At 71.5% G+C, this 12,066-nt stretch carries 12 protein-coding genes; 3 read left to right on the top strand and 9 right to left on the bottom strand.

What is annotated here, in order from left to right:
• Positions 1–141: 141 nt before the first annotated feature.
• The 3 genes from ABZX61_RS25200 to ABZX61_RS25210 form a co-directional block, all read right to left on the bottom strand.
• On the bottom strand, positions 142–756 hold the full coding sequence (locus ABZX61_RS25200; RefSeq protein ID WP_355198138.1) for a TetR/AcrR family transcriptional regulator: 615 nt from the start codon (positions 754–756) through the stop codon (positions 142–144).
• Positions 757–880: 124 nt separating this feature from the next.
• Positions 881–2,284 (bottom strand): L-fucose/L-arabinose isomerase family protein, encoded by a 1,404-nt coding sequence (locus ABZX61_RS25205; protein ID WP_350726985.1) that lies wholly within the window; start codon positions 2,282–2,284, stop codon positions 881–883.
• Positions 2,285–2,372: 88 nt separating this feature from the next.
• Positions 2,373–3,188, bottom strand: a complete 816-nt coding sequence (locus ABZX61_RS25210; RefSeq protein WP_355198140.1) for an alpha/beta fold hydrolase — start codon at positions 3,186–3,188, stop codon at positions 2,373–2,375.
• A gap of 82 nt (positions 3,189–3,270) precedes the next feature.
• Between ABZX61_RS25210 and ABZX61_RS25215 the strand changes: the two genes are divergently transcribed.
• Positions 3,271–3,867, top strand: coding sequence for a TetR/AcrR family transcriptional regulator (locus ABZX61_RS25215; RefSeq protein ID WP_355198142.1), 597 nt, complete (start codon positions 3,271–3,273; stop codon positions 3,865–3,867).
• A 3-nt stretch (positions 3,868–3,870) separates the two neighbouring features.
• Here the strand turns inward: ABZX61_RS25215 and ABZX61_RS25220 are convergent, their stop codons facing one another.
• From ABZX61_RS25220 to ABZX61_RS25245, 6 genes are all read right to left on the bottom strand, one after another.
• Positions 3,871–5,349 (bottom strand): S8 family serine peptidase, encoded by a 1,479-nt coding sequence (locus tag ABZX61_RS25220; protein ID WP_355198144.1) that lies wholly within the window; start codon positions 5,347–5,349, stop codon positions 3,871–3,873.
• Between the two features lie 37 nt (positions 5,350–5,386).
• Positions 5,387–5,635 (bottom strand): hypothetical protein, encoded by a 249-nt coding sequence (locus ABZX61_RS25225; RefSeq protein WP_350726989.1) that lies wholly within the window; start codon positions 5,633–5,635, stop codon positions 5,387–5,389.
• 73 nt (positions 5,636–5,708) lie between these two features.
• Positions 5,709–7,022 carry a xylan 1,4-beta-xylosidase gene (locus ABZX61_RS25230; protein WP_355198146.1) on the bottom strand — a complete coding sequence of 438 codons (1,314 nt, stop codon included), beginning with the start codon at positions 7,020–7,022 and terminating at the stop codon, positions 5,709–5,711.
• Between the two features lie 153 nt (positions 7,023–7,175).
• Positions 7,176–8,048, bottom strand: a complete 873-nt coding sequence (locus ABZX61_RS25235; protein WP_355198148.1) for an NAD(P)H-binding protein — start codon at positions 8,046–8,048, stop codon at positions 7,176–7,178.
• Between the two features lie 47 nt (positions 8,049–8,095).
• On the bottom strand, positions 8,096–8,983 hold the full coding sequence (locus ABZX61_RS25240) for a hypothetical protein (protein WP_355198150.1): 888 nt from the start codon (positions 8,981–8,983) through the stop codon (positions 8,096–8,098).
• Positions 8,980–9,528, bottom strand: a complete 549-nt coding sequence (locus ABZX61_RS25245) for an RNA polymerase sigma factor (protein WP_355198151.1) — start codon at positions 9,526–9,528, stop codon at positions 8,980–8,982. The genes ABZX61_RS25240 and ABZX61_RS25245 overlap by 4 nt, the downstream gene beginning before the upstream one ends.
• 258 nt (positions 9,529–9,786) lie before the next feature.
• On the opposite strand from ABZX61_RS25245, the gene ABZX61_RS25250 reads away from it, so the two are divergent.
• Together ABZX61_RS25250 and ABZX61_RS25255 are read left to right on the top strand one after the other, a co-directional pair.
• The gene (locus ABZX61_RS25250; protein WP_355198153.1) at positions 9,787–10,803 is read left to right on the top strand and encodes a sporulation protein; all 1,017 of its coding nucleotides are present in this window, start codon (positions 9,787–9,789) and stop codon (positions 10,801–10,803) included.
• Positions 10,804–10,992: 189 nt separating this feature from the next.
• Positions 10,993–11,967, top strand: coding sequence for a hypothetical protein (locus ABZX61_RS25255; RefSeq protein ID WP_355198155.1), 975 nt, complete (start codon positions 10,993–10,995; stop codon positions 11,965–11,967).
• Positions 11,968–12,066: the final 99 nt, after the last annotated feature.

Here is a 12,066-nt window from a genome sequence, read left to right on the forward strand (position 1 = left end):
GATTGCTTACGGTGTGCCAGGGTGTAGATCTAGCGGAGGGGCGCCGAGGAAGATCTCGCTTGACGTGCTCGCGAAATGTTCGTCATGAAGCGGCCCTCCCGTTCGGAGATTCTTGAAGCCCTCTCCGCGGGGCGGCGACGATCACGCGGACAGCTTGAGCGCCCGGTCGAGCAGCTGATGCATGTGCGCGCGGAAGCGCCGCAACGTGCGGGGATCGTCGGTGTTGCGGCGCTGCCCGGTCCCGTCGAGCACCCCGCTCAGCGTGAACCCGTGAATGCACCAGATCATCGTGTACGTGGTGAACTGCGCGTCGGCGTCCGCGGGCTTGGCGATCGCGTCGATGCTGTCGATGGCGCGCTGGGTCAGCGGCTGGGCGTTGAGCGGCTCCAGATCGATGTCGCTGGCGTCGGACAGCCAGCGGTGCATCCACAGCGCGGGCACCTCCGGATGCTCGGCGCACAGGTCGATGTACCCGTCCACGAACCGGTGCAGCGCCTCCGCCCGCCGCTCGGGCGGCGTGTCCCGCAACTCGTCGGCCCTGGCCACGATGACCTCGGACAGCACCCGGTGGGCCTCCTCCATGACCGTGAGGTAGAGCCCCCGTTTGGTGGGGAAATGAGCGCTGAGGGCCGCCGTGTCCAGCCCCGCGGCCTCCGCGATCTGCTCGGTGGAGGTGCCGTCGTAACCGAGCGCGGCGAACAACCTGGTTGCCGTACGCAGGATCAACTCCCGCTCGCCGCCTTCTGGAGTGCCCATGGACGCGACCCTAGATCCGGAGCGGCATGCTGCCCGTTAATCGATCGACAAGCGGAGGTAAAAGTAGTCCCTCGAACGCCCTTGCCGGGCCCCGGCGGCCCGGGCCCGGCAGGGGCGCCCGGGGTCACACCTGGATGTAGTCCGTTTCCAGCAGGTGGGCCAGGGCCTTGAGCTCGGCGCCGCGGTGGCCGGTGCCGAGGGCCCAGTGGTGGGACATGCCGGTCGCGCTCCAGTCGTCGGTCCACTCGCCGGGGTCCCGGCCGAAGTCCACGCGAGACGTCGTGTTCCCGATCTGCAGGTGCGGCCCGTCCACGGTCTCGCCCTCCGAGGCCACCAGCGCGAAGCGGCCGTCGCGGCGCTGGATGATCCCGAACGCCGTCACCGGCCCGTGCTTGACGTCGAACTCCACGGAGACGCCCCAGCCCCGCTTCCCGTGGTACACGCCGAGCCCGCGCAGCAGCGGCCTGCGGGCGCTGATGGCCAGGTGGGCGGGGCCGTCGTGGCCCATCTCGACGTGGCCCCGGTGGAAGTCCAGCGCCTGGAGCTCGGTGAACGACCCGCCCGCGCCCATCCGGTCCATGATCAGCATGGCCAGGCTGGTGCGCAGCTCGAACTCGCCGGCCGCCGGGATGCCGCGCGCGGTGAGCAGGGACGCGCCCAGGATCATCCCGGCCCCCAGCCGCTCGTGCGTCTCCCCGTCCAGGCCGCGGTGATAGTACGCCAGGCTGTCCAGCGAGAAGTCCTCCACCAGCCGGTCCAGGCCGACGGAGACGCGGCAGGCCCACTCGAGGTCGACGGCGTTGACGCTGTCGGCCAGCTCGAAGATCTTCTCGGTCTCGGCGCGCTTGGCGGCGACCTCGGCGTCGGTGACCTTCTCCACGCGTACCCGCAGGTCGTCGAACTCCAGCACCTCGACGTGCCCGCCGAAGTTCGCCGAGACGAGCGTGAGGTCGGTGGAGACATCCAGCATGCCGGGGTAGAGGTGCCCCATCAGGCCGTGCCGGCCGTGCCGCAGGGCCGCGCGGGCCCCGGCGGCCCGCACCCAGCTCGTGATGCGGGCCCAGGCGCGCTCGTCCTCCAGGTAGCCCGACACCGACCGGAACGGGATGCCGCACCGCTGGAAGGCGTTGGCCATCTCGGGCAGCGGGCAGGCGCCGCAGTAGGCGAGCCACTGGCCGGTGTCGAACGTGGCGTGCTCCATCGACTCGGTCGGCTGCAGGTTGATCAGCAGCACGGGCGCGCCGCTGCGCTGCGCAATGGGCACGAGCATGGTGGCCGTCATGTACGTGGTGAGGAACCCGACGATGAGGTCGCAGTCCGCGGCCCGCAGCTTCTCGGCCGCGACCGCGCCCTCCTGGGCGTCGGAGATGAACCCGACGTCCACGATCTCCGCGTCCAGCTCCCGCATCCGTTCGGAGACCCGGTCGGCCGATCGTTGGAGCTGGGGGAGCAGGTCGGGGAACTGCGGCCAATATGCGCCCAGCCCGCCGGCGACCAGTCCGACACGGGTCTTCGTCTTGCTTGCCACGGTGATGCCCTCCTGAGGGGTGAAGGGTGGGTGCCGGGAGAGTTTCGGACAAAAGTATAGATCTTTTCCGAAACCTCACCATAGGGCATCAAGAGTGGAGCGTGCGGTCCAGGAAGTCCACGACCGTGCGGGCCAGGGTCAGCCGGTGATCGGACAGGGCGTGGTCGGTGGGGAAGAGGTGGTGCTCCAGCCGCGGCACCGGATGCGCCTCGTAGGCCCGGACCAGCGGATGGTGGTGCGTCTCGGCGGGCGTGACGGGGTCGCGTCCCGTCCCGACGAGCAGCACGGGCCGGTCGGCCAGGCGCGGCGCGAGCGTCGCCAGGCTCCACTCCTGTCCCGCCGCCTCCATCTCGGCCACCAGTGCCGCGGCGCTGGTGCCCTGGAGCGGCAGCAGCTCGCCCTCCCAGTCCCGCAGGTACCCCGTCCGCGCCGCCGGGTCTGCCAGGCAGGCCGCCGCGCCCGCGCCCACGTCGAACGCCGCCACCGAGGCGACCGCGCGGACCGCGGGGTCGGCGGCGGCCGTCATCAACGCCGCGAACCCGCCCATGCTGTGCCCCACCACGCCCAGCCGCGCCGGATCCAACCGGGCGTCCAGGCGTACCGACTCCACCACGCGGGCCGCGTCCTCCAGTACGTGGCGCCATGAGTAGGTCCCGCCCACGCCCCACGACCCCCGGTAGTGGAAGACCAGCGCCGCGTAGCCGGCCCGGCGCAGCGCCTGGGCCAGGTCGAAGTTGCGCTCGTTGCCCGGGAACCCGTGCAGCAGCACCACGATCGGATGGGGTCCGGGCCCGGCCGGGAGGTGCAGGACGCCGAGCAGCCGGTGGCCGCCGCTCTCGAACGTGACCGCGGGCGTGCCGGCCGGCGGCTCGAGGGTGGCGGGAGGGTCGTACACGTCGGTCACGCGGGTCTCCGTACGTCATCGAACCGGTCGTTTCGACGTGAAACTTAGCAGAGACTTGGAACCGGCCGGTACCATCTGACCCATGCCCGTACCCAAAGGCGCGTCCCTCGACCCCGTCCAGACCCGGGCGACCATCCTGCGCGCCGCCACCGGCCTGCTGTACGAGCGCGGCCTCGACGGCATCGGCGTGGCCGAGCTGTGCGCGACCGTCGGCGCGTCCAAGGAGACCCTCTACCGGCACTTCGGCTCCAAGGACGGGCTGGTCGAGGCCGTGCTCGAGGCCCGCAGCGACCACGTCGTACGCTGGCTGCGCGAGGCCGCGGAGGCGGCCGGCGACGACCCGGCCGCTCAGCTCGCCGCGGTCTTCGACGCGCTCGCCGGCTGGTACGCCGAGCCCGCCTTCCGCGGCTGCGCGATCGTCAACGCGTCCGCCCAGTGGCACGACGGCGTCCCGCGCACCGTCGCCGCCCGGCACCTCGACCGCCACCTCGACCTGCTGACCGGCATCGCCCGCCGGGCCGGGGCCCGGCAGCCGGAGGTCCTGGGCAGGCAGCTGCTGATGCTGGTGGAGGGCGCCACCGTGCTGGCCGACCACCACGGCGAGCGCGACGCCGCCGCCACGGCCAAGCAGGCGGCCCTCGCCCTGCTGCGAGGGCAGAGCGAGGGCAGCGCCGGATAGCCGTCAGCGCGGCGGCGGGAGGGTGTGGAGGTTGCGCGGCGTGACCGAGCGGGCCAGCCGGTACGCGGCCTCCGCGTTCACGAGCCCGGACCCGGTCGGCCCGTCGTAACCGTCGGTGGCCACCTCGCCCATCGCGCTCTTGCCGTCGACCACGTCCCGCGCCGACGCCTTGAGCACGGCCTTGACCAGGCTCGGCGACAGCCCCGGCTGCGCCTGCTTGAGCAGCGCGCACACCCCGGCGATCTGCGGTGAGGCCGCGCTGGTGCCGCTGATCACGGCCCAGCCGTCGTCCTTGCCCGTGCCGTCCTTGTTCGGGTAGCCGGGTCCGGCCAGGCTCGTGTCGATCTCGTCGCCCGGCTCGACGGGCAACATGATGTAGATGGCCCGCGGCTGCTTGCCGACCAGGCCGCACACGTCGGGCACGTGCCGCCCGGCGTAGATGAGGCTGTCGAAGCTGCTGGCGTAGTCGGAGGCCTCCATCCTGAACTCGCCGCTGGCCATCGTCTCGTCCACGAAGACGCCGCCGACCGCGATGACGTCCGGCATCATCGCCGGGAAGGCGACGTGGCCGTTGCCCGCCGAGAAGCAGACGACGATGCCGCGCTCGCGTACCGCCTCGATGACCGCCAGCTCCAGCGGGCGCAGCGCGTTCGGCAGGGAGGCCACGCCGGGCAGGTGGAAGCCCCAGCTGTTGGTCATGACCGCCGGCGACAGGTCGGAGGCCGTCTTGAAGGCGAGCGTGGGGTTGGCCCCCATCTTGACGCCGACGAAGTCGATGTCGCGGGCGCTGGCGAAGATGTTCGCGGCCTCGGCGGTGCCGTGCCCGTACTCGTCGTGCTGCACCGCGGTGGCGTCGGGAGCGAGCGTGGCGTTGTAGTTGTAGCCGTGGTGGTCGTAGAAGGGGTGCCGGTAGAAGCCCGTGTCGGGCATCGCGACCAGCACGCCGCGGCCCGTCACCCCGCGGTCGTGCACCTGGTGCGCGCGCAGGAGGAGCGCCACGTCGTCGGGCACCCGCAGGTGGTGGTAGCCGACGCGGGGCGGGATGGGGGAGGGCCCGAAGAAGCGCGGCGGGGCCTGCGGATAGGCCCGCTCGATGTACGGCTCCAGGTCCGGCGGGATCGAGAACGGCTCGCCGCTCACGTGCGACAGATAGGACACCTGGGCGCCGGTCGTGGAGGTCACGTCCGGCGGCCGGCCGGTCAGCTCGGCCTGGCGCACCTCGACGTGGGTGCCGAACGTGCTCTCCCACAGCGACCGGGGTCCCTCGCCGCTGATGGAGTACGTGCCGACGTGCCGTACCGTGAAGCCCTTGGCCTGCAGCGCGTTCGCGGTGCGCTCGGCGAGGCCGGGGGCCGGTTTGAGCTGGTCGAGGCTCGCGGTCTGCGCCGCCGAGGATTCGGCGAACATCGAGGCGCCGCTCTCCGGCCGCAGGGCCGCTTCGAAGTAGACGGTGTCCTCACGTCGCTCGGTCATCGTGGTCATGTCGCTCCTTTGCGAGATGAGACCGGTGGACGGGTCGTCAGAGGGCGTGGAAGTCGGGCGGCTCCACCCGGTGCACGGCGACCACGTCTCCGCTCAGCTCGGCGGGCACCGCCGGCTGAGGCAGGCCGAACACCCGCTCCCACACGTCCCTGGGCGCGCTGACGCTGATCGTCGTCCCGATGTGGAGCACCTTGAGGCCGAGCCGCGCCAGAGCGGCAGCCGCCTGGCGCTGCCGGCCGGGCGCCGCTTCGACCTCGGCCGAGACGATGTCACCCTCAGCGGCCATGCCCTCAGGCTCCGCCCGCGGGGCACGCCGCGACACAGGGAACGGCCCAGGGATTACCCTGGGGTTGCGACCCTCAGCGGCCGGTCCACTTGATCTCGTACGCCTTGAGCGCGTACTCCTTGCCGTCCACGGTCGTGGTCACGTCGGAGTCCGCGGTGTTGACCAGCAGCAGCTGCTGCGGCTGCGCCAGCACCCTGACCTTGGCGTCCGACGAGGTGACCTGGTCCAGCTCGGCCCCGGCGGGGAACCACTTGACGAAGTTCGCCAGCAGCCGGCCGGTGTCCGTCTCGGCGCCGCTGCGCGTGTCCCACAGGCACGGCCGGCAGTCGCGGTCCTTGGCCTGCGGGTTCCAGTACAGGGCCGTGGCGGCGCCGCTGCGCGCGAACTCGATCATCGAGGCGGCCTGCACCGCGAGCCGCTTGTTCTCGGGCCAGGTGGTGCCGTCCTCGGGCACGAAGTACCACTCCGACCACCAGACCGGCAGGTCGCCGACCTTGTCCCGCAACCACTTGGTGACCGCGCCGAACTTCGCCAGCGCCCCGAACTCGTCGGGCAGCAGCTCGTGCGCGTCCGTGGGCGAGGCGCCGTCGACCACGACGAAGTCGGCGCCCTTCTTGTTCTCGAACCAGTAGTTGAAGGCGTCCAGGACGTTCTGGTTGACGACCCCCCAGTCGCCGCGCAGCTCGGAGTCGCCGCGCTCGTTGCTGTCGAAGCCGAGGTACGGGCCGCCGACCTTGGCGTCGGGCCGGGCCTGCTTCACCGCGGCGTACACCTTGTTGTACAGCTCGGTGTAGCCCTTGTAGTCCGCGGGCTTGGAGTGGTCGCGCCAGAAGCCCTTGAACTCGTTCCAGACCATGAAGTACTTGACGTCCTTGTACCGCGTGGCCACGGCCGCCGCCAGCTTGGCGAAGTCGTCGAAGTGCTCGGGGTAGGGGGCGTCCTCCAGATGCTCCTTCCAGGCCGACTCCTCGGTGGGACCCTGGGGGCCGCCCTTCATCCAGTCGGGGGCGCAGCAGAGCGTGAGGACGGGGACGCCGCCGGACTCCCTCATCAGGTTGATCCGGCTGTCGAGGTCCTCCCAGAAGTACTGCCCCGGGTAGGGCTCGGGGTTGAGCGCCCCGAACCCCATGATGTGCTGGTTCTGCAGCATCGGGGTCTGCGAGAGCCGTCCGGCGACGTCGCGCTCGAACTGGGGGGTGATGTTGTTGGCGCTGACACCCGTATGGGTGAAGCCCCAGCGCGGCCAGCCGTCGTCCACCTTCGGCGGCGCCTCGGGCGCCGGCTGGGACGTGGCGGGAGCCTGCTGCTGCTGCTCCTGCTGGGCGCCCGTGGTCCCCTTCTCCGCGGGCCCGGCGGTGGAACAGCCGGTCATGGCCAGTGCCGTCACGGCCGCTAAGACGCTCGCTCTGCCGAGCCTCCGCAAGATCGATCCCCCGCTAGTCGATGCCACCCGGTTCTCACCTGATCCTCGCCACTGGTATACCGTCTGTAGCGTTCCATGGGTGGCCAAAAAGGGGCACATCGGGAGCGGGGTTCACAGCTAATTGTTATCCACGAAGAGACCGGCGTGGTCCCGCGCCCACTCGGCGAACGTCCGCGCGGGGCGGCCGAGGATCTTCGTCACCTCCTCCGTCACGGGATGGGGCCGGGAGCCGCCCCTGGCGTACCTGTCCATGAGGGCCCGTACGAACGGCTGCGGCAGGCCGTTCCCGACCATGGCCCGCTCGGCAGCCTCCGGCGGGATCTCCTGGAAGCGCAGCGGCCGGCCGATCGCCTCGCCGATGACCCGCACCATCTCCTCGTGGGTCAGCGACCGCGGGCCGGTCAGCTCGACCCGGCGCCCGGCCAGGTCGCCGGTGAGCAGCGCGCGGGCGGCCACCTCGACCAGGTCCCGGTCGTCGAGCGGCGCCTCCTGGAACGACGCGTGCACGTACCGGACGGTGTCGCCGGCGCGGATCTGGGCGCCCCAGGAGTTGACCGCGTTGGACGCGAACGATCCGGCCCGCAGGCTGGTCCAGCTCAGCCCGCTGCCGGCGGCGGCGGTCTCGGCCTCCTTGTTCCGGTCGCCGCGGTAGCGGGAGGGCTGCTGGTCGAGCGGGTCGTCGATGTTCATCGCCGACAGGGCGGCCACGCGCGTCGCGCCGCGCTCCTTGGCCAGGGAGAGCAGCTCGCCGGCCGCGTCGCCGATGGCGCGCGAGTGCAGGAAGACGGCGGTGACGCCGTCCAGGTGCCGGGCCAGCGTGCCCGGCCTGGCCGGGTCGCCCTCGACGACCTGCGCCCCGGCCGGGAGCCGTGCCCCGTGCGGGGCGCGGCTGACGGCCCGGACCTCGGCGCCTTCGGCGAGAAGCAGCTCGACCAGGGGGCGCCCGATGGCGCCGGTCGCACCGGTCACCAGGATCGTGTTCTGTGTCATGCCCCCTGAGAGGTGAGCGGGCGACCGGAGTGTGACATCGGGTCGGGTCAGAATCCGGGAGGCGGGGTGGCCGACGGGCCCGGCACCACGTGCAGGACGATCACGCCGTCGTTGTAGGACTCCGCCGTCGCCACCTGCCAGCCCGGATCGATGCGGGAGGCGGGCACGTCGGCCTCGAAACGAACGCCCTTTTCGTCGTTCGGCAGCGGCCAGTCGAGCTCGTAGGCCACCTTCAGGTGGTGCTCGCGCACGACGCCTGCCGCCTCGGCCGCCGAGCGTCCCCGGAGGTTCACCCCGGCCAGCGCCTCGCCCGGCCAACTGGCGTCGACGGGGAAGTCGTACTTCTCCCCGGGCTTCGCCGGGCGGCCCAGCCTGACCTCCGCGGGCCCCTTGATGTCCGCGGTGACACGGAAGGCCGTAATGCAGTCTTCGACCCGCTCAGGGCAGCTGTCCCCGGCGAACGTCGCTATTGCGTCGGGGTCGGACTTCTCGAATCCGAAGACGGAGCCTGCCGGCATTCGCGGCGAAACGGGGAACAACGTCACCGTGAGGTTGTCCAGGCCGACCTTGTGGAAGGCCTTCTGCAGCTCGGCGGGATCGGGGTCGCCTTCGGTGAAGTAGAAGGCGTACTCGTCGCCGACGCGGTCGATCGTCACGGCCTGGCTGGCGTACACCTGCTCGGACCGTCCGATCAGGGACGGCCCGACGACGACGGCTCCCGCCAGGGCGGCGGCCACGGCCAGGCCGAGCAGGGCGCGGCGCGGGGAGGGCATGAACCGGCGCCGGGCCGGAGCGGGTTCCAGTGCGGGTTCCAGTGCGGGTTCCAGCGTGACGATCCGGGCCAGCAGCGCGTCCGCCCCCGCGGTGGACGCCCGGCCGGTCAGGTCGTCGTCCAGCACCCTCGCCCGGCTCCTGAAGATCTGGTCGTTGTTCACCGTGCCTCCTTCTCGACGAGCGGTTGCGATGCGAAACGGGCCGGCGGCCCGGCCTGCTCCAGCGCCTTGGCGAAGCGTTTGCGGGCCCGGTGCAGGCGGATGCGGGCGGCGTTGCGGGAGCAGTCCAGCACCTGGGCGATCTCGCCGGGGTCGAGCCCTTCCCACAGGGCCAGGGCGAGCAGCTCGCGATCGGCGTCGGAGAGCATGCTCATGGCCTCGTCCACGCCGTCGTGCCCGCTCTCGGGGGAAGGAGCGGCGTAGAGATATTCGATCTCTTCCGTGAGCTCGGTGTGCCGGGTGAGGCGGCGTCGCTCGCCCCGGCGGTGGTTGGCCAGGACCCGCCGGGCCACGCCGTACAGCCATAACCTGCCGGACTCGCCGTCCGGGAGCTCGGCGATCCGCCGCCAGGCGATCACGTAGGTCTCGGCCACGACGTCGGCGGCGTCCTCCGGAGAGGAGCACCGCCGTACGGCGTAGCCGAGGATCTGCTCGTGAGTTCGCCGGTAGACCGCCTCGAATCGGGATCGGTCATCTTCTTCATTCACGCGTCGTCCTCGTCAGAGCGGGGGTTTCAATTCCTACGTGTCCGCGGCCGACGGGAGAATTTCAGCGACCGCGTCCACGCCTCCGGCGGTCTCACCCCCTGACCATCGTCCGTCCTCCGCGTTCCGAAAGGGGTTGCTTTGGGGTAAAGCGGGGCAAAGCGCCCAGGGAAGCGGGGCTCCGGAACTCCAGGGACGGCGTTGATCGTTGTGGCCAGCGGCAGACAACCCAACCCGATCTTCAACAGGGAGAACAGAGCCGTGGTCTTCAAACGGATGCTGGGAGCGTTCGGCGTCGGCGCGCCCTCGGTGGACACCGTGCTGTCCACCCCGCGGACCCAGCCGGGCGGCACGCTGCGAGGAGAGGTACGGCTCAAGGGCGGCGACTTCGACGCCGAGATCGAGCACGTCACCCTCGGCCTGGTGGCGAGGGTCGAGATCGAGCACGGCGACGGCGAGCACGGCGGGCTCGGCGAGTTCGCCAGTTCGCGGGTCTCCGGGCCGTTTACGCTGCGCAAGGGGGAGGACCGCATCATCGGGTTCGAGCTGCCGGTGCCGTGGGAGGCGCCGATCAGCGAGATCGGCGGGCAGCCGCTGACCGGGATGGCGGTCGGCGTTCGTACGGAGTTGGCCATCGCCAAGGCCGTCGACAAGGGCGACCTCGACATGATCGCGATCGAGCCGCTGCCGTCGCAGCTCCGCATCCTGGAGGCGTTCCTGGGGCTCGGGTTCGGGTTCAGGTCGGCCGACCTGGAGGCGGGTCACCTGTACGGGGTGCACCAGCAGCTGCCGTTCTACCAGGAGATCGAGTTCTACCCGACCGGCCACTACGCCGGCCAGGTGGGCGAGGTCGAGGTGACGTTCGTGGCCGACCCCGCGGGGCTCGAGGTGGTGCTGGAGGCGGACAAGCGCGCCGGCCGCTTCTCGTCGAACGACGCCATCGGCCGCTTCCACGTCAGCCACGACGACGCGCTGCGTACCGACTGGACGGGGGAGCTGGGCCGCTGGCTGGACGGCCTGTCGCAGTACGGGCCGGCCCACCACGGCGGGCACTACGACCCGCACCACGGCGGCCACTACGACCCGCACCACGGCGGCCACTACGACCCGCACCACCACGGCGGGCACCACGGTGGGCACCACGACGAGCACCGCGGCGGTCCGGGCTGGGGCACGGTGGCCGCCGCCGGTGCCGCGGGCGTCGTGGGTGGCCTCGTCGCGGGCGAGATCGTCGAGGAGATCTTCGAGGGGGACGACGACGAGGGCGGCGACTGGTGACCCCTTAGCGCGGCTCCTGCGGCGACCGGCACCCCGGTCGTCGCAGGCCGCGCCGGGTGCCCAAGGCGAAGCGCTCCGTGATCGTAACCGTGCAACCAGGCTGTAAGTGGGACGAAAGCCTCGGCGATAGATTGAAGATCGTTATCCGATCGATTCCGATCTGAAGGAGCCGACGTAATCAGCACCACTATGTGGAGCGAACTGCGCATCACCTCCGCGCCGCAGCTGTCGATCTCGATCTCGCCTCACCTGACCGCGCTCGCCATGATCGCCGACGCCCTCGCGGGCCGCCGCCGCGGCCTTCCGGAGCTCTGGCGCAAGGCGATCAGCTCACGAGTCAGCCCGCAGGGGCACCAGGCGGTACGCCCACTCGCCGCCCCCGGCTACTCCGTGGTCCCCGACAGCATCGTGCCGCGTACCCCCATCGGCGGGGACATCTCCGTGCAGGCCCAGATCGGCGCCCTGCGCGACCTTCCACCCGACAACCTGATCAAGGACCTGGAGCAGGCGTTCGGCCAGGGACCGCTGCCCGCGCACTGGCGCTCGGCGGCCGAGCGGCCCGCCCGCTGGATGCACGGCTACACCGCCGCCCTCGGCTCCGTCTGGAACACCACCGAGCCCGTGTGGAGGCGGGCCCGCGCGCTGCTGGACAGGGAGGTCCGGCGGGTCGGCGTCGCCGCCGTCCGCGGCGGCCCCGAGCTGCTGCTCGGCGCCCTCAACAGCCGCATCATGTACGGCGAGCGCGGGCTGCTCATCGCCGACGTGGAGTCGAGCACGTTCGAGCTGGGCAACCGCAGGATCGTCCTGGTGCCGATGCTGGCGGGCAAGGACGCGGTGATCGTCAGCCTGGACCACGACGAGGCCGTCTGGATCGCCTACCCGGTGCCCGGAGCGGAGACGCTGTGGCAGCGGCCCGTCGCGCCGGCGCTCGACGACTTGTCGGCGCTGGTCGGGCCGGTGCGCGCGGACCTGCTCGCCGCGATCGGGCAGCCCATGACCATGAGCATGCTGGCGGCCGGCATGCAGGTCGCGCCGAGCAGCATCACGTACCACTGCGACCGGTTGAGCGCCGCCCAGCTGATCACCAGGGAGCGGCGCGGGCGCGAGGTGTGGATCACCCGCACGCAGCGCGCGGAGGAACTGCTGGAGGTGTTCCGCCGCTGAGCCGGGGGGCGCGCCGGGCCGCCCCCCCCGCGCGCCCGGCCGCGATGCGGTTGCCACCCCCCCACCATCACAACCAAACGCTACCCAAAAAACCCAACG

The sequence above is a fragment of the Nonomuraea sp. NPDC003709 genome (assembly GCF_040610775.1).
Taxonomy (GTDB): domain Bacteria; phylum Actinomycetota; class Actinomycetes; order Streptosporangiales; family Streptosporangiaceae; genus Nonomuraea; species Nonomuraea angiospora_A.